General features: G+C 72.7%; 22 protein-coding genes. 6 read left to right on the forward strand and 16 right to left on the reverse strand.

Annotated features, from left to right (window positions below; all coding sequences use genetic code 11):
* Positions 1-71 precede the first annotated feature (71 nt).
* Positions 72-1,400, forward strand: coding sequence for an ABC transporter substrate-binding protein (locus ACFZDC_RS29695; protein ID WP_391328840.1), 1,329 nt, complete (start codon positions 72-74; stop codon positions 1,398-1,400).
* A 43-nt stretch (positions 1,401-1,443) separates the two neighbouring features.
* Here the strand turns inward: ACFZDC_RS29695 and ACFZDC_RS29700 are convergent, their stop codons facing one another.
* Positions 1,444-3,201, reverse strand: coding sequence for a hypothetical protein (locus tag ACFZDC_RS29700; RefSeq protein ID WP_391328842.1), 1,758 nt, complete (start codon positions 3,199-3,201; stop codon positions 1,444-1,446).
* Between the two features lie 201 nt (positions 3,202-3,402).
* Positions 3,403-4,788 carry a transcriptional regulator gene (locus ACFZDC_RS29705; protein ID WP_391328844.1) on the reverse strand — a complete coding sequence of 462 codons (1,386 nt, stop codon included), beginning with the start codon at positions 4,786-4,788 and terminating at the stop codon, positions 3,403-3,405.
* 276 nt (positions 4,789-5,064) lie between these two features.
* On the opposite strand from ACFZDC_RS29705, the gene ACFZDC_RS29710 reads away from it, so the two are divergent.
* The 3 genes from ACFZDC_RS29710 to ACFZDC_RS29720 all read left to right on the forward strand — a co-directional run bounded on the left by ACFZDC_RS29710 (position 5,065) and on the right by ACFZDC_RS29720 (position 8,162).
* Positions 5,065-5,718, forward strand: coding sequence for a bifunctional DNA primase/polymerase (locus ACFZDC_RS29710; RefSeq protein ID WP_391328846.1), 654 nt, complete (start codon positions 5,065-5,067; stop codon positions 5,716-5,718).
* An 81-nt stretch (positions 5,719-5,799) separates the two neighbouring features.
* The gene (locus ACFZDC_RS29715; protein ID WP_391328848.1) at positions 5,800-6,576 is read left to right on the forward strand and encodes an ATP-binding cassette domain-containing protein; all 777 of its coding nucleotides are present in this window, start codon (positions 5,800-5,802) and stop codon (positions 6,574-6,576) included.
* Positions 6,573-8,162, forward strand: a complete 1,590-nt coding sequence (locus tag ACFZDC_RS29720) for a transporter (protein WP_391328850.1) — start codon at positions 6,573-6,575, stop codon at positions 8,160-8,162. Before ACFZDC_RS29715 ends, ACFZDC_RS29720 begins: the two co-directional genes overlap by 4 nt.
* A 31-nt stretch (positions 8,163-8,193) precedes the next feature.
* Here ACFZDC_RS29720 and ACFZDC_RS29725 read toward each other — a convergent pair whose 3' ends face one another.
* Complete coding sequence (locus ACFZDC_RS29725; protein WP_391328852.1) at positions 8,194-9,054, reverse strand: alpha/beta fold hydrolase; 861 nt, start codon at positions 9,052-9,054, stop codon at positions 8,194-8,196.
* A 310-nt stretch (positions 9,055-9,364) separates the two neighbouring features.
* On the reverse strand, positions 9,365-10,057 hold the full coding sequence (locus tag ACFZDC_RS29730; protein WP_391328854.1) for an iron dependent repressor, metal binding and dimerization domain protein: 693 nt from the start codon (positions 10,055-10,057) through the stop codon (positions 9,365-9,367).
* Positions 10,058-10,350: 293 nt separating this feature from the next.
* On the opposite strand from ACFZDC_RS29730, the gene ACFZDC_RS29735 reads away from it, so the two are divergent.
* Positions 10,351-11,127: a sugar isomerase domain-containing protein gene (locus tag ACFZDC_RS29735; protein WP_391328856.1), complete on the forward strand. Its 777-nt coding sequence runs from the start codon at positions 10,351-10,353 to the stop codon at positions 11,125-11,127.
* A gap of 119 nt (positions 11,128-11,246) precedes the next feature.
* Here the strand turns inward: ACFZDC_RS29735 and ACFZDC_RS29740 are convergent, their stop codons facing one another.
* From ACFZDC_RS29740 to pdxH, 3 genes are all read right to left on the reverse strand, one after another.
* Positions 11,247-12,698 carry a PAS domain-containing protein gene (locus tag ACFZDC_RS29740; RefSeq protein ID WP_391328858.1) on the reverse strand — a complete coding sequence of 484 codons (1,452 nt, stop codon included), beginning with the start codon at positions 12,696-12,698 and terminating at the stop codon, positions 11,247-11,249.
* A 113-nt stretch (positions 12,699-12,811) separates the two neighbouring features.
* The gene (locus ACFZDC_RS29745) at positions 12,812-13,273 is read right to left on the reverse strand and encodes a GNAT family N-acetyltransferase (protein WP_391328860.1); all 462 of its coding nucleotides are present in this window, start codon (positions 13,271-13,273) and stop codon (positions 12,812-12,814) included.
* A gap of 329 nt (positions 13,274-13,602) precedes the next feature.
* Entirely contained in the window at positions 13,603-14,289 is a 687-nt protein-coding gene (gene pdxH / locus ACFZDC_RS29750) for a pyridoxamine 5'-phosphate oxidase (protein WP_391328862.1), read from the reverse strand.
* Positions 14,290-14,456: 167 nt separating this feature from the next.
* On the opposite strand from pdxH, the gene ACFZDC_RS29755 reads away from it, so the two are divergent.
* A complete protein-coding gene (locus ACFZDC_RS29755) occupies positions 14,457-15,557 on the forward strand; it encodes a citrate synthase (protein ID WP_391328864.1) in 1,101 nt (366 codons plus the stop codon).
* A gap of 100 nt (positions 15,558-15,657) precedes the next feature.
* On the opposite strand, the gene ACFZDC_RS29760 is transcribed toward ACFZDC_RS29755, so the two are convergent.
* The 9 genes from ACFZDC_RS29760 to ACFZDC_RS29800 form a co-directional block, all read right to left on the reverse strand.
* Positions 15,658-16,689, reverse strand: a complete 1,032-nt coding sequence (locus ACFZDC_RS29760) for a 2-oxoglutarate and iron-dependent oxygenase domain-containing protein (protein WP_391328866.1) — start codon at positions 16,687-16,689, stop codon at positions 15,658-15,660.
* A 208-nt stretch (positions 16,690-16,897) separates the two neighbouring features.
* The gene (locus tag ACFZDC_RS29765; RefSeq protein WP_391328868.1) at positions 16,898-17,503 is read right to left on the reverse strand and encodes a TetR family transcriptional regulator; all 606 of its coding nucleotides are present in this window, start codon (positions 17,501-17,503) and stop codon (positions 16,898-16,900) included.
* On the reverse strand, positions 17,491-18,228 hold the full coding sequence (locus tag ACFZDC_RS29770) for an enoyl-CoA hydratase family protein (RefSeq protein WP_391328870.1): 738 nt from the start codon (positions 18,226-18,228) through the stop codon (positions 17,491-17,493). Before ACFZDC_RS29770 ends, ACFZDC_RS29765 begins: the two co-directional genes overlap by 13 nt.
* Positions 18,225-19,793 (reverse strand): AMP-binding protein, encoded by a 1,569-nt coding sequence (locus ACFZDC_RS29775; RefSeq protein ID WP_391328872.1) that lies wholly within the window; start codon positions 19,791-19,793, stop codon positions 18,225-18,227. Before ACFZDC_RS29775 ends, ACFZDC_RS29770 begins: the two co-directional genes overlap by 4 nt.
* Positions 19,794-19,818: 25 nt before the next feature.
* Positions 19,819-21,006, reverse strand: a complete 1,188-nt coding sequence (locus ACFZDC_RS29780) for an acyl-CoA dehydrogenase family protein (protein WP_391328874.1) — start codon at positions 21,004-21,006, stop codon at positions 19,819-19,821.
* Between the two features lie 7 nt (positions 21,007-21,013).
* On the reverse strand, positions 21,014-22,855 hold the full coding sequence (locus ACFZDC_RS29785; RefSeq protein ID WP_391328876.1) for a biotin carboxylase N-terminal domain-containing protein: 1,842 nt from the start codon (positions 22,853-22,855) through the stop codon (positions 21,014-21,016).
* Positions 22,856-22,860: 5 nt separating this feature from the next.
* Positions 22,861-24,459 (reverse strand): carboxyl transferase domain-containing protein, encoded by a 1,599-nt coding sequence (locus ACFZDC_RS29790; protein WP_391328878.1) that lies wholly within the window; start codon positions 24,457-24,459, stop codon positions 22,861-22,863.
* Positions 24,456-26,132 carry an acyclic terpene utilization AtuA family protein gene (locus ACFZDC_RS29795; protein WP_391328880.1) on the reverse strand — a complete coding sequence of 559 codons (1,677 nt, stop codon included), beginning with the start codon at positions 26,130-26,132 and terminating at the stop codon, positions 24,456-24,458. The genes ACFZDC_RS29790 and ACFZDC_RS29795 overlap by 4 nt, the downstream gene beginning before the upstream one ends.
* Positions 26,129-26,923 (reverse strand): TIGR03084 family metal-binding protein, encoded by a 795-nt coding sequence (locus ACFZDC_RS29800; RefSeq protein ID WP_391328881.1) that lies wholly within the window; start codon positions 26,921-26,923, stop codon positions 26,129-26,131. The genes ACFZDC_RS29795 and ACFZDC_RS29800 overlap by 4 nt, the downstream gene beginning before the upstream one ends.
* Positions 26,924-26,931: the final 8 nt, after the last annotated feature.

Below are 26,931 nucleotides of genomic sequence, written 5' to 3' on the forward strand. Positions count from 1 at the left end.
CACCTCTGTGTCACCTTTCGTTGACCGAGGGTCACTCCCCGGTTCGCGGTGTGAGGGAATCGTGTGTGTGCATGACCGGCAGGCGATGCTTCCGCAGCACCTTCCCCCTTTCCCTCTCCCGGCCCGTCAGAGCGACCGCCCTCTGTGCGGGCGCACTGGCCGTGTGTGCGTCGCTCACCGCCGGATGCGGGGCCCTCCCCGGTGCCACGGGGGGCTCCGGGGAGGGCCCGATCAAGGTCATGACCTGGGCGCCCCAGGACACCGACGCCACCAACAAGCCCGGCATGCCCGCGATGGCCCGCGCCTACGGCAAGTGGATCAACGCCCACGGCGGCCTCAACGGCCGCCATCTCGAGGTCCTGACCTGCAACGACCACAACGACAGCGTGGGCGCGGCGAAGTGCGCCCGGCGCGCGGCGGCCGAGGGCGTGGTCGCCGTCGTCGGCTCCTACAGCCAGTTCGGCGACTCCTACCGCGCCCCGTTGGAGAGCGCCGGCATCCCCTACATCGGCGGCTACGGGGTCACCAACGAGGAGTTCACCGGCCCGATGTCGTACCCGGTCAACGGCGGCCAGGCCGCCCTTCTGGCCGGCCTCGGCAGGGCGCTGGCCGCCACCTGCGGCCCCATCGCCCTGGTCCGCCCCGACAGCGTCGCCGGCGACCAGCTGCCCGCCCTGTTGGACTCGGGCCTGAAGGCGGGCCGGCACGCGGCGGCCGAGGACCAGCTCGCCGCCGAGAACGCCACCGAGTACGGCAGCCAGGCCGAGCGTGCGCTGGTGTCGGCCACCAAGGACGTGGCGAAGAAGGGCTGTGTGGTACCCGCGCTCGGGGACCGCACCGACACCTTCATGGACTCCTTCCGACGGACCCGCAAGGACTTCACCGCGGTGCGGACGGCGACCGTGCTGGGCAGCGTCGACCAGACGGTGATCAACGCGACGGGCGGCGCGTCGGGCCCGTACGAGGGTGCGTACATCACCGGCTGGTACCCGCCGGCGTCCGACTCGCGGTGGGACCCGATGAAGAAGGTGATCAACGAGGAGGCCTTCGGCGACAACCGCATCGACCCCGCGGACGCCGGAGTGCAGACCACCTGGATCGCCTACACCGTACTGAAGGCCGTCCTGGCGAAGATCGGCGACAGGGAAGTGAGCGCCGACAGCGTGCGGCACACCCTCGACGACGGCCTGAAGGTGTCCACCGGCGGCCTCACCCCGGCCCTGCACTGGCCCTACGAGGGCAAGCTGGCCGGGCTCGGCCTTCCGCGGCTCGTCAACGCCGACGTGACCCTCCAGGTGGTCCAGGACGGCCGGCTGGTCGCGGCGAAGAAGACCGCGGGCTCGGGCATCGACGGGATCACCGACATGACGAGCACGCTGGAGAGCGCCGACCTGGACTGACGCGGCTGACGCGACCGGCCCGGCTCCCCGGCACCCGCCTCCCTCACAGCTGGGTGGGCTGGCGCCGGGTCAGGCCGTACTTCTGCGCGATGGTGTTCCACAGCCCCGCCGCCTTCACCTTCTGCGCGCTGGCCGTACCGCTCTCCCGGTTGCCGGCCTGGACCTCACCGGTGACGCGGGCGTGGCCCTTCTTGCAGCCCTTCTTGCCGCCGACCTGGTCGGCCCAGGCCGCGTAGTGGTTGTCGGCGGCCGCGGACGCCTGCCAGGCCTGGGTGAGCGCGGCGGTCAGCTCGGCGTTGCCCGGCAGCTTGTCGACGGGCAGCTTGCCGAGCCGGGTGACCAGGTCGGCACGCTGCTTGGCCGCGTCCCGCAGGTCGGATGCGGCCTGGCCGAGGTTGTTGCACCGCCTGACGTTCCCCACCGCCTGGATCACCGAGGCACGGCTGCTGCCGCTGTCGGCGAGCAGCTTGTCCAGGGCGACCGCCTGCTGCTGGGCGGGGTCGGCGGCGGCCGAGGTGGAGTCCTGGGTGGCCGGGGCGGAGGCGGCGCCGGTCTTGTCGTCGCCGCCCTTGTCCCCGCCACCGCCGCTGAGCAGCGCGCCGGCGCCGACACCCAGGACGACGATCACGACGCCCACGGCGGCGATCAGCGGCACCCGAGAGCCCCCGCGGCCTCCCCGGCGGCCGCCGTCGTCGTCCACGGGCGCGCCGTACGACGACTGCTGCGTCGGCCCCGGGTAGGCGTTCGGCGGCTGCACGCGCGGCATCTGCTGCGTGGCACCGGCCGGGCTCTCGCCGCCCCCGGGCCCGCTGCGGAAGAGGTTGTCGAACTCGGCGGGCGGCTGCCGGTCGCCGCCCGGCGCCTGGGCGGAGTACGGCGGGATGTACTGCGTGGCCTGCGCGTCGGGGTGCGCGGCCGGCGCGGCCGGCTGCTGTGCGCGCCCCAGGTACCGCGTCTCCTCCCCGGCCGACTCGGGCGGCAGCGCGCCGGGGGCCACCGGCGGGATGTACTGCGTGGCGCCCTGGTCCGAGGCGGCCGCCGGGACCGGGGGCAGGTACTGGGTCGCGGCCGCATGCCCCGCCGGGACGGGCGGGAGGTACTGGGTCGCGCCCTCGTCCGCGGGAGCAGGGGCGGCGGAAGCCGGCGGGATGTACTGCGTCGCGCCGTCGGCCGCGGGGGGCAGGGGCGCACTCTGCGCCGGGTACGCGCCCGGGGCGGCGGCCGGGGGCAGGGGCGCGGGCTCGGCCGGGTACTGCCGCTGCGGCTGCTGGTACGGGGCGGGGGCGCCGTAGGCGGGCTGCTGGGCCTCGCCGTACGCCGGCTGCGGGCCGCCCGGACCGTGGGCCGGAGCCTGGCCCACGGAGCCGTGGGCCTGACCACCGTGGTCACCGGAGCCATAGGCCTGACCGCCCTGGTCGCCGGAACCGTAGGTCTGACCGCCCTGGTCGCCGGAACCGTAGGTCTGACCGCCCTGGTCGCCGGAACCGTAGGTCTGACCGCCGTACGTCGGAGCCGGTGCGCCCTCCGGAGGGAGCGGGCCGGGGCCGTTGCCGGCGGGCTGCTGCTGGTCCGGGGTGCCCCACTGCCGGGCGGGCGCCGGGGGCCAGCCCTGGTCCTGCTGGGGCGGCTGCTGCACGCCGGGGCCCCACGGGCCGCCCCAGGCCTGCCCACCGGCCGGCACCGCGGAGGCCGGGGTGCCGGTCATGCCCGGCAGCAGGGGCTCGCCTCCGTCGGAGGGCAGCACGATGCCTTCGCGCGCGGGCCGCGCCGAGGGCTCCTCGCCCTGTCCACTCTGCGTCACCGGGACTCCTACGAATGGGGGACCTTCGGAATCGTCGGCTCACGCTACCGGGTCTCCCGAGCCCGGTGCCACGCAGCTCAGGGCGCGATCTTTTTCCCTGTGACAGCGGTAACAAAACCGCCCCGCGGCACGCTGTATCAGGCACCCTTCGCGCGTCCGGGTGCCGTTTCCCGTGCGTTCACGCAACCGCGGGGCCGGTGTTCATGCGGCCTGCTGGAGTTCGAGGCGGGCCCCGAATTCCCGTACGACCGCTTCGTCACGGAAGGGTTCGAGGCGCTGCTGGAGGTCTTCCAGGTACTCGGCGCCCCGGTTGGAGCGGAGCGTCTCCAGCAGTTCCACCGCCTTCATCCCGGTGCTGCACGCCTGTTCGATCTCGCGCTGCTGCACCTGGGCCGTGGCGAGCAGCACATGACCGATGGCGCGGCGCCGGGCCCGGGACTCGGGGTGTCCGGCCAGCGACTGCTCGGCGTACCGGGCCGCGGCCTCGGGCTGCCCCAGGTCACGGTGGCAGTGCGCCAGTTCGTCGGCCAGGTAGGCCTCGTCGAAGTGGGCGATCCACACCGGGTCCTCCCCGGAGGCCGCGTCCGCCTGTTCCATCGCCGAGATCGCCCGCCCCGACGCGGCCTGTGCCGCACGGACGTCACCGAGCAGGGCGTGCCCACGGGCCTCGGCCGCGTGGAACATCGCCTCCGCACGCGGGGTCACGCGCCCGCGCGCCCCTTCCTGCGCCGCCCGCGCCAACTGGGAGATCTCACGAGGGTTCCCGAGCTGTGCGGCGAGGTGGCTCATGGAGGCGGCGAGGACGTAACCGCCGTAACCGCGGTCACCGGCGGCCTGCGCGAGGCGCAGGGACTGGATGTAGTACCGCTGGGCCAGGCCCGGTTGCCCGGTGTCGACCGCCATGTACCCGGCCAGCTCGGTCAACCGGGCCACGGTGGCGAACAGTTCACGCCCGACCGCCTCGCGGTACGACCCCGCCAGCAGCCCGGAGACGACGCTGTTGAGGTAGTGCACGACGACCGGGCGCACATGCCCGCTGCCGTACTGGTGGTCGAGGTCCACCAGCGCCTGGGTCATGGACCGTACGGCGGCCACGTCGGACGGGCCCACGCGCGGGCCCGCCTGCCGGGCCACCTGGGCGTCCGGCACCGAGATCAGCCAGTCGCGGCTGGGCTCGACCAGCGCGGAGGCGGCGACGGAGGAGCCGGACAGGAAGTCCCGCCGGCCCACGTCGCTGCGCCACAGCTCGCAGACCTGCTCGATGGCCCCCAGTACCGTCGGCGAGAACTGGAGACCGACCCCCGAGGCAAGGTGCTTGCCGTTGGCCATGCCGATCTCGTCGATCGTGACCGTACGGCCGAGCTTGCGCCCGAGCGCCTCGGCGATGATCGCCGGGGCCCGGCCCCGCGGCTGCTGGCCGCGCAGCCAGCGGGCCACGGACGTCTTGTCGTAGCGCAGGTCGAGACCGTGCTCGGCGCCGCACATATTGACCCGCCGGGCCAGCCCGGCGTTCGAGCACCCCGCTTCCTGGATGAGTGCCTGCAGCCGTTCGTTGGGCTGCCTCGCCACGAGAGGCCTTGCGGCCATGTGCTACCCCCTGCGAACCCCTGGAGCGTGACGTTCCGGCCGGAAGGTTCCGGTCACGAAGATCACTGCCCAGCTGACATACCGTCAATGCGTGACATGTGCGGTTTGCCGGGGTAAAGGCTGATGCCAACCCCATCCCTGGCTACCCAGCCCGCACCCCGGTTCCTCCCGCGCGCCCCCACCCGTGCATCCATGCGCCCCAAGTGCGGAATCGATGCTCCTCCCCCGCGCGCGCCGCGGCCGTAACTCCAGGTGAGTGCGGGAGTTGAGTGGGGCGTGGAAGAGACGATCGCGGGCACCGAAGCCGTTCAGATTCCCCAGCAGCGCGGGGAATCGCTGCTGGACACCGCCGTACGCTACGCCGAGGAGCGCCATTGGGACGTGTTCCCGGGCACCTGGCTGGAAGCCGTCGACGGGGTGCAGCGCTGCTCGTGCGGCCATGCCTCCTGCCCCGCGCCGGGTGCGCATCCCGCGCGCCCCGACTGGGCGACGCAGGCGACCGGCAGTGCGACCGTCGCGCGCCGGATGTGGCAGAAGCAACCGACGGCGTCGATCCTGCTGCCGACGGGGCGTACGTTCGATGCGCTGTCCGTCCCGGAGAGCGCGGGGTTCCTGGCCCTGGCGCGTATGGAACGGATGGAGCTGACCCTTGGGCCGGTGACGCTCGCCCCTGACCGGCGGATGCACTTCTTCGTCCTGCCGGGGGCCTGCGTGAAGGTTGCCGACCTGGTGCGGAAGCTGGGGTGGTCGTTGTCCTCGCTGGATCTCGTGCCGTTGGGCGAGGGGGGCTATGTGGCTGCTCCGCCCACCCGGTTCGGGTCCCGGGGGGCCGTGCAGTGGGCTTGCCGGCCCACCCCGGCGAATCGGTGGTTGCCGGATGTGGAGGAGCTGATCTCGCCGCTTGCCTATGCGTGCGGTCGGGACAGGTGACGTGCGCCCACGCGGCGGAGCCGCATGACGAGCACAGGCCCCCGCCCCTGAGGACCTGGCGGTCGCCGTAGGGTTCGGTGCATGACCGAGGCTGCGGTGCGTGTGCGGGGACTCTGGAAACAATTCGGGCAGCAGGTTGCCGTGGGCGGGATCGATCTCGATCTGCCCGCCGGGAAGTTCATCGGGCTCGTCGGCCCCAACGGGGCCGGGAAGACCACCACGCTCTCCATGGTGACCGGGTTGCTGCGCCCCGATCAGGGGTCCGTCGAGGTCGTCGGGCACGACGTGTGGCGGGATCCGGTGGCCGTCAAGGCCCGGATCGGGGTGCTGCCCGAGGGGCTGCGGCTGTTCGAACGGCTCTCGGGACGGGAGCTGCTCGGGTACTCGGGGCGGCTGCGGGGGCTGCCCGGCTCCGAGGTCGACAAGCGGGCCACGCAACTGCTGGACGTGCTCGACCTGGCCGGGGCGCAGCACAAGCTCGTCGTCGACTACTCGACCGGCATGCGCAAGAAGATCGGGCTCGCCGCCGCCCTCCTCCACAATCCCGAGGTGCTTTTCCTGGACGAGCCGTTCGAGGGCGTCGACCCGGTGTCCGCGCAGACGATCCGAGGAGTGCTGGAGCGGTACACCGCCTCCGGGGCCACCGTCGTCTTCTCCTCGCACGTGATGGAGCTGGTCGAGTCGCTGTGCGACTGGGTGGCGGTGCTGGCGGCGGGACGCATCCGCGCCACCGGGCCCTTGGTCGAGGTGCGCGGGGAGCATCCCACGCTGCAGGCCGCCTTCCTGGAGCTGGTGGGGGCGCACGGCCGGGACGCCGGGTCCGATCTGGACTGGCTGGGCGGTAGGGCGGCCCGATGACGAGCGTGACCTCCACCGTCGTACGCCTGAAGCTGTCGCTGCTGCGGAACGGCCTCAGGCAGTCTGCGGGCCGCCGGGCCGCCTTCGTCGCCTCGGCCGTCGTCGCGCTGCTGTTCGCGCTACTGCAACTGCTGGGCCTGCTGGCGCTGCACGGCCATGCGCACGCCGAGGCCGTCGCCGTGCCGGGCACGGCCGTGCTGGCGCTGGGCTGGGCCGTGATGCCGCTGTTCTTCCCGAGCGGTGACGAGACCCTGGACCCGACCCGCCTGGTGATGCTGCCGCTGCGGCCCCGGCCGCTGGTCCGGGCCATGCTGGCGGCCTCACTGGTCGGCATCGGGCCCGTGTTCACGCTGCTGGTGCTGGTGGGCTGCGTCCTGTCGGTGGCGCACGGCACGGCGGGGTACGTCATCGCCGTCGCCGCGGCCGTCCTCGCGCTGCTGGTCTGCGTGGCGCTCGCGCGGGCCGTCGCCGCCGCCAACGTACGGCTGTTGACCAGCAGGAAGGGCCGCGATCTGGCCGTGCTGAGCGGCCTGGTGATCGCGGTCGGGGCCCAGCTCGTCAACTTCGGTGCGCAGCGGCTGGGTTCCTCGGGACTCGGACAGCTGCAGCCGGTCGCGGACGTGCTGTCCTGGGCGCCGCCGGCGTCGGCGGTGGGGGCGGTGCGGTCGGCGAGCGAGGGGGCGTACGGCGCGGCGGCCGGCCAACTTCTGTCGGCGGTGGCCGGGTTGGCGCTGCTGATCGTCGTATGGGCGCGGAGCCTGAACCGGCTGATGACGTCGCCGGACGGTTCCACCCTGCAGGCCCCCGACGCCGGGGCCCGGGAGCGTGCCTTCGCGGGCGGGTCCGTGCGGCTGCTGCCGGGCGGGCGCACGGGCACGGTCATGGAGCGCACCCTGCGCTACCTCTGGCGCGACCCGAAGACCAAGGCCGCATGGGTGACCTCGCTGGCCATCGGGCTGATCGTGCCGGTGTTCAACGCGGTGCAGGGCACCGGCTCCGTCTACTTCGCGTGCTTCGCCGCCGGCATGCTCGGCATCCAGATGTACAACCAGTTCGGGCAGGACACCTCCGCCTTCTGGATGGTGGCCCTGACGATCTCCTCGGCCCGGGACGCGTACGCCGAGCTGCGCGGACGGGCGCTGGCCCTGCTGGTGATCACCCTGCCGTACGCCACGCTCGTGACCGTCCTGACGACGGCCCTGCTCGGCGACTGGCCCCGGCTGCCGGAGGTGCTGGGACTGTCCCTCGCGCTGCTCGGAGCGATGCTGGCCACCGGCGCCTGGACCTCGGCCCGCTTCCCGTACTCCATCCCCCAGGAGGGCCACAAGAACGTGGCACCCGGTCAGGCCGGCCTCGCCTGGATCTCCATCTTCGGCGGCATGGTCGCGGCGGCCCTGCTGTGCTCCCCCGTCATCGTCCTCACGATCTGGCTGAACGTGAGCGCGGGAGGGGACGCGTGGAGCTGGGCGCTGCTGCCGACGGGAGCGGGGTACGGGGCGACGATCACGTTCCTGGGCCTGAGGCTCGCGGCACCGCGAACGGCGGCCCGCCTGCCGGAGATCCTGACCGCGGTGAGCAAGGGCTGAGGGCGCCTTCCACGGCCCGGGCGAGCTGCCCTCAGGCCAACAGAACCCGCTCCAGGAACGGTTCGACGGCCGCCCGCCAGGCCGACGGCTGGTCGTAGTGGACGAGGTGGCCGGCATCGGCGACCTCGGCGTACTCGCCGAGAGGCAACACCCGCACCATCTCCTGCGCCTCGGCCCGCCCCAACTCACCGTCGAGGCCCCGAACGACGAGCGCGGGGCACTGGACCTGAGCCAATTCCTCCCAGTGCGCGTCGTACACCCAGCTCTCCCTGGTCCGGAGCATCTCCTCCGGCTCGAAGACGGGGCGCCAGCCGTCGGCGGACTCGTGCATGACCTCGGCGTAGAAAGCGCCCCGGGCGGGGCTCGGCCGCTCCACCCAGGGATCGTCCTCGCCGAACCACTTGCGGACGTCGGCGAGGGTGGCGAAGGGGACGGGCCAGGACCGGAACCACTCGGCCCACTCGCGCTGGGAGGCCGCGCCGAGCGCGGAGGCCCGCATGTCGCAGATGATCAGGCCGCGCACCAGGTCGGGCCGTTTCGCGGCGAGTTGCCAGGCGGTGAGCGCGCCCATGGCATGGCCGATGACGACGGCGGGGGCCAGGCCGAGCTGTTCGAGGGCGGCCTCGGCGTCCTCGACGTAGGCCTCGCGGGTGTAGGCGGCCTGTGCGGGCTTGTCGCTCCGGCCGTGGCCGCGCTGGTCGAGCGCGACCGCGCGGTGGCGCTCGGCGAGCCAGCGGGCGGTGGACGCCCAGTGCGAGGCACGGCCCATCAGGCCGTGGAGTAACAGCACGCCAGGGGCGCCGGGCTCCGCCTCCGGTTTGGGCGGGTCCGCGAACTCCCAGGCGGCCAGGCGCACCCCGCCCGCTCCCGTCACATCGATACGCCGTGCCATCGGTCTGGCACCCCCCAGCTCCGCCCGCCTCGTACCGGTGTACTGCCGTTGTCGCCGTCGTGCTGCCGTGCTGCTTGCCGCCGCAGACTATCGAATACCTATTCGAAAATACTTCCTCTGCGGACAACACCCCTCATTCGAGTGACACCCCTCAAGGAATGATCGCCGCCGCCGAGGGGATCTTTCTGGCGGGAGGCGGACCGCTCGGGGAAAAACGGTCCGAGGGGGATGACCCTGAGAGCTCGGGGCTCCGGGTCAGCACAGGGGAGGACAGGCCCCGGCGCCACACGGCGCCGGGGCCCTCTCCCGCTCAGCGCTTGGCGACGAACACGTGCGAGGCGACGTCCGCCTCCAGCTCGGCCGCCTCGCCACCGCTGCCCACCAGCACCCCGCCTGCCGACTCCGTCACGCTCACGACCGAGCCGGGCTGCACGCCCGCCCGCCGCAGCGTGTACATCAGCTGGGCGTCCGTCTGGATCGGCTCGCCGATGCGGCGGACCACGACGGTCTTGCCGTCGGTGCCCGGGTCCAGGTCGGCCAGCGACACCATGCCCTCGTCCAGGAACGGATCGGCCAAGTCCTTCTCGCCCAGCTCCTCCAGACCCGGGATCGGGTTGCCGTACGGCGACTCGGTCGGGTGCCGCAGGAGCTCCAGGACCCTGCGCTCCACGGCCTCGCTCATCACGTGCTCCCAGCGGCACGCCTCCGCGTGCACCTGCTCCCACTCCAGGCCGATCACGTCGACCAGCAGACACTCCGCGAGGCGGTGCTTGCGCATCACCCGCGTGGCCAGCCGGCGGCCCTCGTCGGTCAGCTCCAGATGCCGGTCGCTGGCCACCGAGACCAGCCCGTCGCGCTCCATGCGCGCCACCGTCTGGCTCACCGTCGGCCCACTCTGGTCGAGCCGCTCCGCGATGCGGGCGCGCATGGGGACGACGCCTTCCTCTTCGAGCTCGAGGATGGTGCGGAGATACATCTCCGTGGTGTCGATCAGTCCGGACATACGTGCCCCTCGATTACCTCTGCCGGAAGCCCGGCGCGTGCGCTGGCCCTGGCCTCAATTCTGCCGGATCCCACTGACAAGCGTGCGGTACCGGGGAAACGGGGGCGGCTCCCTGGCGGCCGCGGACGGTTCCGGGGGCGGCCGCCCGGGGCCGCGGACGGTTTCCGGGGGCGGCCGCCAGGGGCCGGCCGCGCAGTTCCCCGCGCCCCCAGGCGTTGCGGCGGCCGTATTGACACCGCACTGGTCCAGACCGCACGGTGATCCGCGACACAGACGCTGCGAAGGGGCACCGCATGAGCGACGGCACGCCTGCCGACCTGTTCTTCGACGCCGCCATCGGCCTGCTGCAACGGGTCCGGGAGGAGGAGGCCGAGGCGATCAACGCGGCCGGCACCCTGCTCGCCGACACCGTCGCCGCGAGCGGCCGCCTGTTCGCCTTCGGCGCCGGGCACTCCTCGCTGGCCGCCCAGGACGTCGTCTACCGCGCCGGCGGACTCGCCCTGATGAACCTGCTCGCCGTCCCCGGCGTCGTCGGCGTCGACGTCACCCCGGCCACCCTCGGCTCCGCCCTGGAACGCGTCGACGGACTCGCGAGCGCCGTCCTGGACACCTCGCCCCTGCGCGCCGGCGACGCCCTCGTGATCATCTCCCTGTCCGGCCGCAACGCCCTGCCCGTGGAAATGGCCCGCGGCGCCCGCGCCCTCGGCGTGAAGGTCATCGGCGTGACGTCGGTGGCCTACGCCTCGCAGACCACGTCCCGGCACGCCTCCGGCACCTTCCTGAAGGACCACTGCGACCTCGTCCTGGACTCGAGAATCGCGGTCGGCGACGCGGAACTCACCCTCGACACCATCCCGGCACCCTTCGCCCCGGCCTCCACCGTGGTCACCGCCGCCCTGATGCAGGCCGTCATGGCCACCACGGCCGCCGCCCTGGCCGACCGCGGCATCGAGCCCCCGCTGCTGCGCTCCGGCAACGTCGACGGCGGCCACGACTGGAACGCCCGGATCATGACCGAGTACGGAGACCGGATCTTCTACCGGCACCAGGGTCCATCAGAAGGGCCCTAAGGGCCTGTCCGGCGGATCATGCCGGAATCGCGGGGCATGGCGCGCTCACCCGTGCCGACAGGACACCGTTGCCCGGAGCCCGTCCGATCCGCCGGGCAGGACCTGGGACGGCGAAGGGCCTACTCCCCCGGCTTCTCCCGCACCGCCTCCGCCAGGTCCAGCGCCGCCGCGATCCGCAGGGCCACGTCCTCCGCGTAGGCCGCGTCCACACGCGCGAAACGGCTGCGCCCCGCCCCCCGCAGGAACGTGACCACGCCCAGCGTCCGGCCCCGGCTGCGCAGCACCGCGCACAGCGCGTGCACCGCGTCGCCGGGCCACTGCCGCGCCAGCGCCCACGCGCGCGCCCGCTCGGCCGGCACCGACCCCGCGTCCGCGCGCACGGTTCCGGCCCGCTCGACGCAGCTCAGCGCCGGGTGCCCCTCCTCGTAGCGCAGCGGCAGCCCGGCCGCGCCCGTGACCAGGCTGGGTCCCGGAGCTCCGGCAGGCGTGGCGGCGATCCGCACCAGCCGCACCGGAACCGCATCGTCGCCCTCCGCGCGCGGAGCGCCCGCAAGGCGGTCGAGCAGCGCGTGATCGGCGAAGCCGGCGAGCGCGAAGTCCAGCTGCACGACGGCCGCCTCCGCCGGATCCTCGCACTCGGCGGCGGCACGGGCCGCGCGGTGCAGCTGATTGGTGCGGAAGCGCAGCAGGGCCGCCTCCTGCTCACCCTGCTTGGCCTCCGTGACGTCCTGGAACAGCCAGCCCACCCCGAGCGGCACGGGCTCCTCGGCCAGCGGCGAGGCCAGCCGCAGGAACCCGCTGCGCCAGCAGCGCCGCTTCTCGCCCTCGGACGACGTGCGCACGGTCACCCACATCTCGGCGGGCGCGGGCGGCGCACCCTCCGCCAGGACGTGCGTGAGCGCGCTCTCCAGCTCCTCCACGCCCTGCGCGAGCAGATCGCCGAGCGGCCGCCCGAGCGCGGACGTACGCCCGATGCCCAGGGCCCGCGCCGCATACCCGTTGACGACGGCCGGCCGCAGATCGGCGTCGACCAGGACGACACCCCAGGACGCGTCCTCGAACAACGCCTCGCTGAGCGCGATGGACCGCTCGAGGTCGATCTGCGCGTGCACCTCGCTGAACGCGCAGTACACACCCGCCGGCTCCCCGTCGGGTCCGCGTACGGCAGCGGACTGGGTCCGCACCAGAACCCGGCCGCCGTCCTTCGTGACGAGGGCGAACTCGTGGACCTGCCGGCCGGGCGCGTGCATGGCGGACATCAGACGGGCGTGGACCTCCTCGGCGTCGGCGCTGCGCACCGCCCACCCCGCGAACCCGTGCCGCCCCACCGCCTCGGCCGCGGTCCAGCCCAGGATGCGCTCCGCCTCGCGGTTCCAGTGCGTCACCACGCCGTCCGCGTCGAGGGCGCACAGGGCCGCGTCCATGCCGTCGAGCAGTGCGGCGAGCAGATCGGAGCCGCCGGACTCCTCCGGAGCCGGATCGTCGGGACCGTCGGAGCCGTGCGGGCCGTCCCGCTCGGGCTCGTCCGGCCCCAGCTCGTCGGTGGTCCCACTCCGCCGGGAAGCACTCACCTGGACCCCCTGGAGGCTGCGTCCGCGCACGTGCGGCGCTCGGTTCGCTCACTGGCCTTCATTCAACTCGAACGTGATGCAGCCCACATCCTGTTCCCGCAAGATTGCAGGAATCAATGCCCGGCGCCGGAATCCCGCCCCAGACGCAGGTCGACCCACTCGTCGCTCTCCCCGTCCAGTGCATACCGGTCGATCTCCACGAACCCGCACCGCTCGGCGAACCGCAGCCCGTCCTCGTTCACGGCGAGCACGCACGTCTCGACCGCCTTCGCGCCCAGCCCGTGCGCGTGGGCGAGCCCCTTCTCGTACAGGGCCGTACCGAAGCCGCGCCGCCGGAACCCGGGCAGCACACGCGCGATGACCGTCGCGACGGCGTCCTCGCCGGCCGGCGGCCGGACGGTGGAGCAGCCGACGAGCACATCACCGAGGTACGCGTTCTCCAGCCGGTACCGCCCGAGCCGCTCCCTGGCATCGTCCAGCGACATGGCGGCGGGCGGCACGACCACGTTGTGGACGTGCCGCCACCGGGCGAGCTCGTGGTCGTCTCCCACGGGTTCGATTCGAAGATCGGTCATGGACGGAACCGTAGGACGAGGACCGGCGGATCGTCCTGCGAAAAAACAGTTGAGCCCCGCCCGGCAGCTCCTTAGGGTGGCGGTTACGTAGAAGGGAGGTGATCGGGTAAATGAGTGAAACCCGGACGCGCGAGGTGGCTGCGGGCTAGCGGCTCGCCACCACACCATGTGCGGTGCCGGACCAGCGTGTGCGATCGACACGCAGCCGGCCTAATCCAACGCAGTCACCCGACCCGCGAGCTCGCCGGTACGTCCGGCCGGCTCCCCCGCCGAGCAGGCGGAGGAACCGAGCTCGCGGGTCGTCTGCGTGCGGGGAGGGCGCGGGACCCTCAGGGGCTGAGCCGCTCCACGTCCCAGGCGCCGTCCGGCCGCGCCACGTAGCGCAGCCGGTCGTGCAGGCGGTTCTCCCGGCCCTGCCAGAACTCGACCGTCTCCGGCGCGACCCGGAAACCGCCCCAGTGCGGCGGGACCGGTACCTGCTCGCCCTCCGGATAGCGGGCGCCCAGCTCGGCATAGGCGGCGTCCAGTTCGTCGCGGGATGTGATCACCGAGGACTGCGCGCTGGCCCAGGCGCCCAGTTGGGAGCCGTGCGGGCGGGTGCGGAAGTAGGCGGCGGTCTCGTCCCCGTCGGTTCGGCGGGCGACGCCCGTGACGATCACCTGGCGGGCGATCGGATGCCATGGGAAGAGCAGCGAGACGTACGGGTTCTCCGCCAGATCGCGGGCCTTGCGGGAGTCGTAGTTGGTGTAGAAGACGAAGCCCTCGGTGTCGTAGTGCTTCATCAGGACCGTGCGGGAGCTGGGCCGGCCGCGTGCGTCCGCCGTGGAGACGACCATCGCGTTGGGCTCGTAGAGCGTGCCGTGCAGGGCCGCACGGGCGGCGTCCTCGAACCAGCCGGCGAACTGGTCCATCGGGTGCGCCGGGAGGTCCTTCTCGTCGAGACCGGCGGCCCGGTACTGCTTGCGCATGGCGGCGGGATCGACGAGCGGGTCGAGGCTGGGTTCGCGGTCGGTCACGCGGTCATCCTGCCGTATCGAACGAGCGTGGCACTCAGTGTCGCGTGGTCTCCCCAACTATGGCACTGGGGGTTATCGTGCTGGTTCCCCTTGCGGATTGGGTGACCACCGGCCGATCAGGGCATCACCGGGGTGACCGCCGCCGAACATTCACTAGGAGCCGCCTGATGTCCGATTTCGTACCCGGGCTCGAAGGAGTCGTCGCGTTCGAGACGGAGATCGCCGAACCCGACAAGGAAGGCGGCGCCCTGCGCTACCGCGGCGTCGACATCGAGGACCTCGTCGGCCACGTCTCCTTCGGGAACGTGTGGGGGTTGCTGGTAGACGGCGCCTTCAACCCCGGCCTGCCGCCCGCCGAGCCGTTCCCGATCCCGGTGCACTCCGGTGACATCCGCGTGGACGTGCAGTCCGCACTCGCCATGCTCGCCCCGGTCTGGGGCCTGAAACCACTGCTCGACATCGACGAGGCCCAGGCCCGCGCGGACCTCGCCCGCGCCGCCGTCATGGCACTGTCGTACGTCGCCCAGTCCGCGCGCGGGCAGGGGCTGCCGATGGTGCCCCAACGTGAGATCGACAAGGCGCAGTCGGTGGTCGAGCGGTTCATGATCCGCTGGCGGGGTGAGCCGGATCCGAAGCATGTCGCGGCCGTCGACGCGTACTGGACGTCGGCCGCCGAACACGGCATGAACGCCTCCACCTTCACCGCGCGGGTCATCGCCTCCACCGGCGCGGACGTCGCGGCCGCGCTGTCCGGAGCGGTGGGTGCCATGTCCGGACCGCTGCACGGCGGCGCGCCCTCCCGGGTCCTCGGCATGATCGAGGAGATCGAGCGGACCGGTGACGCGGAGGGGTACGTCAAGCAGGCCCTGGACCGTGGTGAGCGGCTGATGGGGTTCGGGCACCGGGTGTACCGGGCCGAGGATCCGCGGGCGCGGGTTCTGCGGCGTACGGCGCGGGAGCTGGGTGCTCCGCGGTTCGAGATCGCCGAGGCGCTGGAGAAGGCCGCGCTGGAGGAGCTGCACAACCGCCGGCCGGATCGGGTGCTGGCCACGAACGTGGAGTTCTGGGCCGCCATCATGCTGGACTTCGCCGAGGTGCCGGCGCACATGTTCACGTCGATGTTCACGTGTGCGAGGACCGCTGGTTGGTCCGCGCACATTCTGGAGCAGAAGCGGACGGGGCGGCTGGTGCGGCCTTCTGCTCGGTATGTGGGGCCGGGGGCGCGTCGTCCGCAGGAGATCGAGGGGTACGCGGACATCGCCCGCTGAAGGGATCGCTGGGGCCGCGGGCGGCTGAGGATCCGTCGTGGCCGGTCGAGCCCACCCGGCGGAGCCGCGTATGGTGCGGCCCCGCGCCCCCAGGGGTTGATCACGCCGCGGTGAGCAAGTGCGTGTGATGCCGTTCCGCGACCAGCGGGTGTGCCCTGAGCTTGCCCTTCAGTTCGTTGTAGCCGTACTCGGCGAACAGGGGGTTGGCCGGGTCGGTGGTGATGCCGGGGGCCGTCGAGGCGTGCGGGAAGGGCAGGGGCTCGACCCGTGCGTCCAGGCGGGGGTTGTAGAAGAACGGGACCGAGAAGCGTTCCGTCGCTCCGGGCGGGCTGATCACGCGGTGGTTGGTGGCGATCAGGTAGCCGTTGGTCGCCACCTCCAGGAGTTCGCCGAGGTTGACGACGAAGGCGCCGTCCAGCGGGGGCACGTCGTGGAAGCGGCCGTCCTCGCGCTGGACCTGGAGGCCGCCGACGGTGTCCTGCAGGAGCAGGGTGAGGAAGCCGTAGTCCTTGTGGGCGCCGACGCCCTGGTCGGTGCCGTCGCCGGCGCTGCCCGGGTAGCGGACGAGCTTGAGGTGCGGGTGGGCGTGCTCGCCGAAGACGGGGCCGTAGAAGTCGGCGGGGGCGCCGATGGCGGTGAGGAGTTCGCGCAGGAGGCGCTGGGCGACCGCGCTCAGCTTGGCGATCCAGGCCAGGGCGGCGGTGCGCAGCTCGGGCAGGGCGGCCGGCCACTGGTTGGGGCCCTCCAGCCACCAGTACGGCGGCTCGCCCGGGCCGGGGACGTGGGCGGGGCGTTCGGCGCCTATGTCGAGCTGGTCGCGCCAGTCGCGGGCGCCGCGGGTGCGCTCGTCGCCGGTGCGGGTGTAGCCCCGGAAGTGCGGGGAGTTGACGTTGTCGAGGGCCAGCCGGTCGGCCTCGGGCAGGTCGAAGAAGGCGCGCATGGCGGTGAGCAGCGCGGCGGTCTCGGCCGGGGTCACGCCGTGTCCGACGAGCTGGAAGAAGCCGACGTCGTGGGCGGCGCTGTGCAGTTGGGCGTGGAGCAGGGCCCGGGCCCGGGGGCCGCGGTCGGCGGCCGACAGGTCGATGATGGGGAGCTGGTCGTACGACGGGGTCGTCGCGGTGTGCGTCGTCATGGGTGCGTCCACAGGGTGTGTGGGCCACGGGCAGGCCGCCGAGGGTAGGGCGGCGCCCAGGATGCCGTAAGAAAGGGGAAAAAAAGGGGCTGATTTCAGGCCGAAGGCCGACAGCCCGTGCTCGTGACGCGCACGTAGTCCACGCGGCGGCGGCGAACGAGCATCGGAGGCATGGGCCCAAGGGTAACGCGCCCCCGTGGTGGCCCCCTCAGCCGAGCGCGTCCTCCAGCAGCGCCGCCCACTGGGCCACTACGCGCTCGCGGCGGGCGGTGTCGTCGGTGAGGAGGTTGGCGAGGCCCAGGCCGCGGGCCATGTCGAGCAGGCCCTGGACGGTCTCCCGGACGCCGGGGCGGGACTCGTCGGCGCCGAGCAGCTCGACGGCGATGCGGTGCGTCTCACGGCCGACGCGGGCCTCCAGCTCGGTCACGCGGGGGCGCAGCTGGTCCTCGTCACAGGCGGCGACCCACAGGTGCAGGGCGGCGCGGAAGAGGGGGCCGGTGTAGAGGTCGACGAGGGCGCAGACGACGGCACGACGGTCGGCGGCGCCGTCCGGGAACAGTGCCCTGAGCGCGGTGGAGCGCTCTTCGGCGACGTATTCGACGGCCGCCGTGAACAGGTCCTCGCGGGTCGGGAAGTGGTGCTGGGCGGCGCCGCGGGAGACTCCGGCGCGTTCGGCGACGACCGCGACCGTGGAGCCCGCCCAGCCGTGTTCGGCCAGGCAGGCCACGGCGGCCTCCAGGAGCCGCTGCCGGGTGGCGCGGCTGCGGTCCTGCTTGGGTACGCGGTCGCGTTCCGCCGTACTCACACCACCCATGCCGCATCCCGTCTTTCCAGGAAGGCCGTCATCCCCTCCCGGGCCTGGGCGGAGGCGAACAGCCGGGCCGAGAGCGCGGTCAGCTCCGCCGCGTCCCGGTCGAACGTCTCCAGCACCCTAGCCGTGAGCAGCTGTTTCGTCTCGGCCAGGGCCTCGGGGGAGGAACGGCGCAGGCCGTCCAGGATCGGGGCGAGGGCTTCGTCCACGTCGTCGGCGGTGACGGTGAGGAGGCCTGTGCGTACCGCCTCGACGGGGGAGAAGCGTTCGCCGGTGAGGTAGTAGCGGGCCAGCGCGCGGGGGTCGGCGCGCGGGAACACCGGCAGGGAGATCACCGCGGGGGCCACGCCGATGCGGACCTCGGTGAAGGCGAAGGTGGCGCCGGTGGCGGCGGCGGCGATGTCGCAGGCGCCCAGGAGGCCGAGGCCGCCCGCGCGGACGTGTCCGGTGATCCGGGCTACCACGGGTTTGGGCAGCTCCACGAGCCGGCGGAGCAGACCGACCAGGGCTTCGGGGTCGGGCGGGTCGCGCAGGTCGGCTCCGGCGCAGAAGGTGGTGCCGGTGTGGGTGAGGACGACGGCGCGTACGTCCGGGTCCTTGCCGCAGTCGGTGAGGGCGGCGGCGAGTTCGGCGACGAGCGCGGCGGACAGGGCGTTGCGGGTGCCGGCCGCGTCGAGGCTGAGGGTTTCGACGGCACGCGCGCGCGTGCGTCCGATCAGTGCGCTCATGTGTGCTCCCTGAGCTGCCGGCGCAGGATCTTGCCCGAGGCGGCGCGGGGCACGCCCTCGATGAAGGTGACCTGGCGGACGCGTTTGTAGGGGGCGACGCGTTCGGCGACGTACAGCATGATCTCGTTCTCGCTGAGGCCGTCGGCGGTGGGCTGGCGGACGACGAAGGCGTGCGGGACCTCGTTGCCGTCGTCGTTGTAGGTGCCGATGACGGCCGCGTCGGCGATGCCGGGGTGGGTGAGCAGCAGGGCCTCCAGTTCGGCGGGGGCCACCTGGAACCCCTTGTACTTGATGAGTTCCTTCACGCGGTCGACGACGAAGAGCCAGCCGTCCTCGTCCACATGGCCGACGTCGCCGGTGTGCAGCCAGCCCTCGGGGTCGATCATGGCGGCGGTCGCGTCGGGGCGGCCGAGGTAGCCCTTCATCACCTGCGGGCCGCGGATCAGGATCTCGCCGGGCTCCCCGGTGGCGAGGTCCTTCCCGGGGTCGTCGAGGGAGACGATCCGCATCTCGGTGCCTGCGACGAGCTTGCCGACCGTGCCGGGAGGCGCCTGGTGCAGGGCTTCCAGCGGGACGATGTGGGTGCCGGGCGACAGCTCCGTCATGCCGTAGGCCTGGCCGATCGGGGGCAGGCCGAGGCGTTCAGCGCAGGCGGCGGCGAGCTTGGCGTCCAGCGGGGCGGCGGCGCTGATGACGTATTTCAGGGAGGAGAGGTCGTAGCGGGCGACCGCGGGGTGCTTGGCGAGGGCGAGGACGATCGGCGGGGCGACGTACAGGCCGGTGATGCGGTGGTTCTCGATGGCCGCGAGGAAGGTCTCGAGGTCGAAGCGGGGCAGGACGACGACGGTGGCGCCCTTGCGCAGGGGCGCGTTCATCAGCGCGGTCAGGCCGTAGATGTGGAAGAACGGCAGCACGGCGAGGATGCGGTCACCGGGGCCGGCCGGGACGGCTGGTTCGAGCTGGGCGAGGTTGGTGGCGATCTGCCGGTGGGTGAGCATCACGCCCTTGGGAACGCCGGTGGTGCCGGAGGAGTACGGCAGCGCGGCGATGTCCTCGGCCGGGTCGAGGGCGATCTGCGGTTCGGGTGCGGTGGTGGCGAGCATGTCGATGAGCGAGCGGTGCCCGGGAGCGCTGTCGCACACGAATATCTCCCCCACTCCGCCCGCGAGTTCGGCGGCCCGGCGGGCGGACTCCAGCAGCGGGGAGACGGTGATGACCCAGCGGGCCGCGCTGTCGCGGAGCTGCTTGGCGAACTCCTCGGGGGTGGCGAGCGGGTGCACGGTGGTGACGGAGGCACCCGCGCGCGTGGCCGCGTAGAAGGCGGTCGGGAAGGTGATCGTGTTGGGGCTGTGCAGGGCGAGGACGTCGCCCTTGCGGACCCCGGCGTCGGCGAGGGCGGCGGCGAGGCGCCGGTGGAACCGGTCCACCTGCTCGTACGTGAGGGTGGTTCCGTCCGTGCCGTCGATCAGGGCGGGCCGCTCACCGAAGTGGGCGGCACGGCCCAGGACGGCCTCGTGGATGGGGAGTTCTACGGGCGGGACGTCTGCGTACGCGCTGCGGAACACGGTTCCTCCAAGCGGCTGCGGCGGCCTAGTAGGACTTGGGCAGGCCCAGGGTCTGGTGGGAAACGTAGTTGAGAATCATCTCCCGGCTCACCGGAGCAATACGAGCCACGCGTGCGGCCGTTATCAACGAGGCGAGTCCGAACTCGCGCGTGAGGCCGTTGCCGCCGAGGGTGTGCACGGCCTGGTCGACGGCCTTCACACAGGCCTCCCCGGCCGCGTACTTGGCCATGTTGGCCGCCTCGCCGGCGCCGATGTCGTCGCCGGCGTCGTACAGATGGGCCGCCTTCTGCATCATCAGCCTGGCCAGTTCCAGGTCGATGTGCGCCTGCGCCAGGGGATGCGCGATCGCCTGGTGGGCGCCGATCGGGGCCTTCCAGACGGTACGGTCGCGGGCGTACTCGATCGCCTTGGAGAGTGCGTAGCGGCCCATGCCGATCGCGAAGGCCGCCGTCATGATCCGCTCGGGGTTGAGGCCGGCGAACAGCTGCAGCAGGCCGGCGTCCTCTCCCCCACGGCCGACAGCGTGGGAGGGGCCCCCACCGACGAGCGCGTCGGCGGGCAGCCGTACGTCGTCCAGCACCAGCTCGAACTGCTTCTCGGCGGCGTTGAGTTCCATGTCGATGGGGTGCCGTGCGAAGCCTTCGGCGTCACGCGGGACGATGAAGAGGCAGGGCTTGAGGGTGCCGGTGCGGGCGTCCTCGGTGCGGCCGACGATGAGGGTGGCGTCCGCCTGGTCCACGCCGGAGACGAAGACCTTGCGGCCGGTCAGGAGCCAGTCGGGGCCGTCCTTGCGGGCGGTGGTGGTGATGCGGTGGGAGTTGGAGCCGGCGTCGGGTTCGGTGATGCCGAAGGCCATGGTGCGGGTGCCGTCGGCGATGCCGGGGAGCCAGGTTCGTTTCTGGTCCTGCGTGCCGAAGCGGGAGATCACGGTGCCGCAGATGGCCGGTGAGACGACGAGCATGAGCAGGGGGGAGCCTGCCGCTCCCAACTCCTCCAGGACTATGGACAGTTCCGAGACACCGCCGCCTCCGCCGCCGTACTCCTCGGGGAGGTTGACGCCGAGGTAGCCGAGTTTGCCCGCCTCCGACCAGAGTTCGGTGGGGTGGCGGCCCTCCGCGATGGTGCGGGTGAGGTAGTCGCGGCCGTAGCGCTTGCCGAGGGCGGCGACCGCGGACCGGAGGGCCTTGTGCTCTTCGGACTCGATGAGGGTCATGTGACTCCTAGAGTTCTTGTACGACCGCCAGCAGCGTTCCTGGCTCCACCTGTTGTCCGGCTGTGGCGTGCAGAGCGCTGAGGGTGCCCGTGACGGGTGCCGAGATCTGGTGCTGCATCTTCATCGCCTCGAGCCAGACCAGGGGCTGTCCGGCCTGTACGGCGGTGCCCTCGGTCAGGCCCTCGGCGATGCGCACGACCGTGCCCGGCATCGGGGCCAGCAGGGAGCCCGGTGCGTGCTGGGTCGTCGGGTCGGGGAACCGGGGCAGGGCCGTCAGGGCGGTGGCGTTGACGTGGACCCGGTCGCCGTAGCGTGCGACCTCGAAGCGGCGTTGTACGCCGTCCACGTCGAGCACGACCAGTCGCGCGTCGGCGTGCACGACCCGGACGCCGTCGGCCGCGAGGCCCTGCCGGGTGTGCCGGTAGCGCACCTCGTGCTCCTGCCCCGCCATCTCGTACCGCTTGACCTGCGGCTGCGAGGGCACATTGCGCCAGCCGCCGAAGCGGGAGCGGCCGTGGGCGTCGGCGAGGGCGGCGGCCAGGGGGGCGTGCGGGTCGGGGGCCGGGACGGTCAGTTCGGCGAGGTGGCGGCCGTAGAAGCCGGTGTCCATGCGGCCGTCGGCGAATTCGGGGTGCCGCAGGGAGCGGACGAGCAGGTCGCGGTTGGTGACCGGCCCGTGGAGCGCGGTTCGCTCCAGGGCGCCCGCGAGTTTGCGGACCGCCTCCGCGCGCGTGGGGGCGTGGGCGACGATCTTGGCGAGCATCGGGTCGTAGTGGACGCCGATGGTGTCGCCATCGGTGTAGCCCGTGTCGAGGCGGACGCCGGCGGGTACGGCGAGGCGGTGCAGCACGCCGGTCTGCGGGGCCCAGTCGTGGGCGGGGTCCTCGGCGTACAGGCGGGCTTCGACGGCGTGGCCCCGCGCGCGGGGCGGGTCGGCCGGCAGGGGATGGCCCTCGGCGATGCGCAGCTGCTCGGCGACCAGGTCGAGGCCGAAGACCTCTTCCGTGACGGGATGTTCGACCTGGAGGCGGGTGTTCATCTCCAGGAAGTGGGCCCTGCCGTCGGCGACCAGGAACTCGACCGTGCCGGCGCCGACGTAGGAGACGGCCCGGGCCGCGCGTACGGCCAGCGTGTGCAGCTCCTCGGTGAGGCGGGAGGTCAGACCCGGTGCCGGGGCCTCCTCGATCACCTTCTGGTGGCGGCGCTGGAGCGAGCAGTCGCGGGTGCCGAGGGTCCACACCGTGCCGTGGGTGTCCGCGAGGACCTGCACTTCGACGTGGCGGCCGTCCTCGACGTACGGCTCGACGAAGACCTCGCCGTCGCCGAAGGCGCTCGCGGCCTCGGCGCGCGCACCCTCCAGCGCGGCCCGCAGGCCCTCCAGACGGCGCACGATCCGCATCCCGCGCCCGCCGCCGCCCGCCGCCGCCTTCACCAGCACCGGCAGGTCGGCCTCCGTGACCTCGCCCAGGGGCGCGATCCCCATCAGCTCCTTGGCGCGCGTCTTGGACGCCATCGCCTCGATCGCCTCCGGCGGCGGACCGATCCAGACCAGGCCGGCGTCGAGGACGGCGCGGGCGAACTCGGGGTTCTCGGAGAGGAAGCCGTACCCGGGGTGCACGGCGTCCGCGCCAGCGGCGAGCGCCGCCTTCACGATCAGGTCGCCGCGCAGATACGTCTCGGCGGGCGTCGCCCCCGGCAGCCGTACCGCCGTGTCGGCCTCGCGCGCGTGGAGCGCGTTCTCGTCGGCGTCCGAGTGCACGGCGACGGTCCGGATTCCCAGCTCGCCGCAGGTGCGGAAGATCCGGCAGGCGATCTCGCCCCGGTTGGCGGCCAGCAGAGTCGAAATCATGAGCCTCACATCCGGAAGACGCCGAAGCCGCCGCGCGCGCCCTCGTAGGGGGCGGTGTGGATCGCGGACAGGCACAGGCCGAGGACGGTGCGGGTGTCGCGCGGGTCGATGACGCCGTCGTCGTACAACCGCCCGGACAGGAACATCGGCAGCGACTCGGACTCGATCTGCTGCTCCACCATGGCGCGCAGGGCCGCGTCCGCGTCCTCGTCGTACGGCTGCCCCTTCGCCGCCGCCGACTGCCGGGCGACGATCGACAGCACGCCCGCGAGCTGCTGCGGGCCCATGACGGCCGACTTGGCGCTGGGCCAGGCGAACAGGAAGCGGGGGTCGTAGGCCCGACCGCACATGCCGTAGTGGCCGGCGCCGTACGACGCGCCCATCAGCACCGACAGATGCGGGACCCTGCTGTTGCTCACCGCGTTGATCATCATCGCGCCGTGCTTGATGATCCCGCCCTGCTCGTACTCCCTGCCGACCATGTAGCCGGTGGTGTTGTGGAGGAACAGAAGCGGGATGTCGCGCTGGTTGGCGAGCTGGATGAACTGGGCGGCCTTCTGCGACTCCGCGCTGAACAGGACACCCTGGGCGTTCGCCAGGATGCCGACCGGATAGCCGTGCAGGCTTGCCCAGCCGGTCGTGAGGCTCGTCCCGTACAGCGGCTTGAACTCGTCGAAGTCGGAGGCGTCGACCAGGCGGGCGATGACCTCGCGCGGGTCGAAGGGGATCTTCAGGTCGCCCGGGACGATGCCGAGCAGTTCGTCCTCGTCGTACTTGGGCGGGGCCGCCGGGCCCGGATCGCCGTGTGCCTTGCGGTGGTTGAGGCGGGCGACGACCCGGCGGGCCTGGCGCAGGGCGTCCTGCTCGTCCACGGCGAAGTAGTCGGCGAGACCCGACACGCGCGCGTGCATCTCGGCACCGCCGAGCGATTCGTCGTCACTCTCCTCGCCGGTCGCCATCTTCACCAGCGGCGGGCCGCCCAGGAACACCTTCGCCCGCTCCTTGACCATGATCACGTGGTCGGACATGCCGGGGACGTACGCCCCGCCTGCGGTGGAGTTGCCGAAGACGACGGCGACGGTGGGGATGCCGGCGGCGGACAGCCGGGTGAGGTCCCGGAAGATGGCACCGCCGGGAATGAAGATCTCCTTCTGGGACGGCAGATCGGCGCCTCCGGACTCCACCAGGCTGATGCAGGGCAGCCGGTTGGCGAGCGCGATGTCGTTGGCGCGCAGGGCCTTCTTCAGGCTCCAGGGGTTGCTGGCGCCGCCGCGCACGGTCGGGTCGTTGGCGGTGATCAGGCACTCCACGCCCGCGACCACGCCGATCCCGGTGACCAGGGAGGCACCGACCGTGTAGTCGCTGCCCCAGGCGGCCAGCGGCGACAGCTCCAGGAAGGGGGTGTCGGGGTCGAGGAGCAGCTCGATGCGTTCGCGGGCGAGCAGCTTGCCCCGCTTCCGGTGCCGCTGGACGTACTTCTCACCGCCGCCCGCGAGCGCCTTGGCGTGCTCGGCCTCCAGGCCGGCGAGCTTGGCGAGCATGGCCTCGCGGTGGGCCTGGTAGTCGGGATGCTGGGTGTCCAGGGCCGTCTCGAGAACGGTCACAGCAGGGCCTCCGGGATGTCCAGGTGGCGGGAGCGCAGCCATTCGCCGAGAGCCTTGGCCTGCGGATCGAAGCGGTGCTGGGCGGCGACGCCGGCACCGAGGATGCCGGTCACGACGAAGTTGAGGGCGCGGAGGTTCGGGAGCACGTGCCGGGTGACGGGCAGCTCCCGGCTCTCGGGGATCAGCTGCCGGAACCGGTCCACGGTCAGCTCGTGGACGAGCCACCGCCAGGCCTCCTCCGACCGCGCCCACACCCCCACGTTGGCGTTCCCGCCCTTGTCCCCGCTGCGGGCCCCGGCGACCAGGCCGAGAGGGGCGCGGCGGACGGGCCCGGGCGGAAGCCGCTCCGGGAGCGGCGGTTGCGGCAGGTCGTCGGCGACGAGGGTGTCCTGGGCCGGTGCCACGGTCACCCGACGCCCGTCATGGAGGACCGCCACATGGTCGACGGCACCATGGGGGACGTACACATCCTCGAAGACCCCATAAGGTGCGCCCTTTCCAGGTGGCGCCAGCACATGGAACCCGGGGTAGCTGGCCAGCGCCAGCTCGATGGCGGCTCCGCTCAGCGCACGCCCGACAACCTGCTGGTCCGGGTCCCGTACGACGAGCCGCAACAGCGCGCCGGCCGTCTCCTCGGTGTCGGCGTCGGCCCGGTCGGTGCGGACGAGGTCCCAACGGACCTCCGTGAGCGGCGACTTGGCGAGCACGTCGCCCAGCTGCTCCCGCACGAGATCCGCCTTGGCCTCGATGTCGAGCCCGGTGAGAACGAAGGCGACCTCGTTGCGGAAGCCGCCGAGCCGGTTGAGCCCTACCTTGAGGGTCGGCGGGGGTGCCTCCCCGCGCACGCCCTGCACGCGCACCCGGTCCGGCCCGTCCTGGCTCAGCCGTACGGTGTCCAGCCGGGTGGTGACGTCGGGGCCGAGGTACCGGGCGCCGCCGGTCTCGTAGAGCAGCTGCGCGGTGACCGTGCCGACGTCCACGAAGCCGCCGGTGCCTGGGTGCTTGGTGATGACACTGCTGCCGTCGGCGTGGATCTCGGCGAGCGGGAAGCCGGGACGGCGTACGTCACCCTCGCGGAAGAAGGAGTAGTTCCCGCCGGTCGCCTGTGTCCCGCACTCCAGCACATGCCCGGCGACGACGGCCCCGGCGAGGCGGTCGTACTCCCCCGGCTGCCAGCCGAAGTGGGCGGCGGCGGGCCCGGTGACGAGCGCCGCGTCGGTCACCCGCCCGGTGATCACGACGTCGGCGCCGGCCCGCAGGCACTCGGCGATACCGAAGCCTCCGAGGTAGGCGTGGGCGGCGAGGGCGCCGGGATACTCGGCGGTGAGGTCGTCACCCTCGACGTGGGCGACCCGCACCGGGATACCGAGCCGCTCGGCCAACTGCCGTACGGCGGCGGCGAGACCGGCCGGACTCAGACCGCCCGCGTTGGTGACGATCCGCACCCCGCGCTCGTGGGCGAGACCGAGGCAGTCCTCCAGCTGCCGCAGGAAGGTACGGGCGTACCCGGCGGCCGGGTCCTTCAGCCGGTCCCGGCCGAGGATCAGCATGGTCAGCTCGGCGAGATAGTCGCCGGTGAGGACGTCGACCTCGCCGCCCGTGAGCATCTCGCGCAGGGCGTCCGCGCGGTCGCCGTAGAACCCGGAGAAGTTGCCGATGCGCAACGGGCTCACCGGCTGCCCTCCTTCGGCGGGCGCCCGGTGCCGGGTGGGCCCGCGAAGGCCTGCGCGATGTCGAGCCAGGGGTCGGCGTCCGGGCCCTCGGCATGGAGGGCGAGGTCGGCGCGGTGGGCGCGCTGGGTGACCAGGAGGCAGAAGTCGAGGGCGGGACCGGTGACGCGTTGCGGGGCGTCTTCGGGGCCGTAGGTCCACAGGGCGCCGGAGGGCGCGGTCAGTTCGACACGGAACTCCTCGGCCGGCGGAGTGAGTCCGTGCACCCCGAAGGCGAAGTCGCGGGTCCGCACGCCGAGCCGGGCCACATGCCGGAGGCGGTCGGAGGGGTGGCGCACCACACCGAGGGCGTCGGCGACATCCAGTGCGTGGGCCCAAGTCTCCATGAGCCGGGCGGTGGCCATGGAGGCGGCGGACATGGGTGGGCCGTACCAGGGGAATCGGGCGCCGGGTGGCGCCTCGCGGAGGGCCGTGTCCAGGGCGGCGCGCCCCTCGCGCCACGTCGACAGCAGCTCTGCGGCCGGGAGCTGAGCACCCTCCTCCGCCCCTTCGTCGACGAACGAGTCGGGGCGGGTGAGCGCCTTCTCCACCAGGGCCTGGAAGGCGTCGGCGTCGGTGACGGCCAGCAGCGCCGAGCGGTCGGTCCAGGCGAGGTGCGCGATCTGGTGAGCGACGGTCCAGCCGGGCGCGGGAGTCGGAAGCCCCCACCGCTCGGTACTCAACTCGGCTACGAGCAGGTCGAGTTCGTCGCTTTCGGCACGCAGGTCGTCGATGACGGGCGTCGGGTCGGCCATGGCAGGGA

It is taken from the genome of Streptomyces sp. NPDC007905 (genome assembly GCF_042959345.1).
Taxonomy (GTDB): Bacteria; Actinomycetota; Actinomycetes; order Streptomycetales; family Streptomycetaceae; genus Streptomyces.

Bases quoted from the DNA above. Each gene is read 5' to 3' on its own strand.
- ACFZDC_RS29760 (WP_391328866.1), bottom strand. From the start codon at position 16,689: ATGACGACGCACACCGCGACGACCCCGTCGTACGACCAGCTCCCCATC.
- ACFZDC_RS29715 (WP_391328848.1), top strand. From the start codon at position 5,800: ATGACCGAGGCTGCGGTGCGTGTGCGGGGACTCTGGAAACAATTCGGG.
- ACFZDC_RS29800 (WP_391328881.1), bottom strand. From the start codon at position 26,923: ATGGCCGACCCGACGCCCGTCATCGACGACCTGCGTGCCGAAAGCGAC.
- ACFZDC_RS29765 (WP_391328868.1), bottom strand. From the start codon at position 17,503: ATGGGTGGTGTGAGTACGGCGGAACGCGACCGCGTACCCAAGCAGGAC.
- ACFZDC_RS29705 (WP_391328844.1), bottom strand. From the start codon at position 4,788: ATGGCCGCAAGGCCTCTCGTGGCGAGGCAGCCCAACGAACGGCTGCAG.
- ACFZDC_RS29735 (WP_391328856.1), top strand. From the start codon at position 10,351: ATGAGCGACGGCACGCCTGCCGACCTGTTCTTCGACGCCGCCATCGGC.
- ACFZDC_RS29770 (WP_391328870.1), bottom strand. From the start codon at position 18,228: ATGAGCGCACTGATCGGACGCACGCGCGCGCGTGCCGTCGAAACCCTC.
- ACFZDC_RS29725 (WP_391328852.1), bottom strand. From the start codon at position 9,054: ATGGCACGGCGTATCGATGTGACGGGAGCGGGCGGGGTGCGCCTGGCC.
- ACFZDC_RS29785 (WP_391328876.1), bottom strand. From the start codon at position 22,855: ATGATTTCGACTCTGCTGGCCGCCAACCGGGGCGAGATCGCCTGCCGG.
- ACFZDC_RS29755 (WP_391328864.1), top strand. From the start codon at position 14,457: ATGTCCGATTTCGTACCCGGGCTCGAAGGAGTCGTCGCGTTCGAGACG.
- ACFZDC_RS29720 (WP_391328850.1), top strand. From the start codon at position 6,573: ATGACGAGCGTGACCTCCACCGTCGTACGCCTGAAGCTGTCGCTGCTG.
- ACFZDC_RS29730 (WP_391328854.1), bottom strand. From the start codon at position 10,057: ATGTCCGGACTGATCGACACCACGGAGATGTATCTCCGCACCATCCTC.
- ACFZDC_RS29780 (WP_391328874.1), bottom strand. From the start codon at position 21,006: ATGACCCTCATCGAGTCCGAAGAGCACAAGGCCCTCCGGTCCGCGGTC.
- ACFZDC_RS29695 (WP_391328840.1), top strand. From the start codon at position 72: ATGACCGGCAGGCGATGCTTCCGCAGCACCTTCCCCCTTTCCCTCTCC.
- ACFZDC_RS29745 (WP_391328860.1), bottom strand. From the start codon at position 13,273: ATGACCGATCTTCGAATCGAACCCGTGGGAGACGACCACGAGCTCGCC.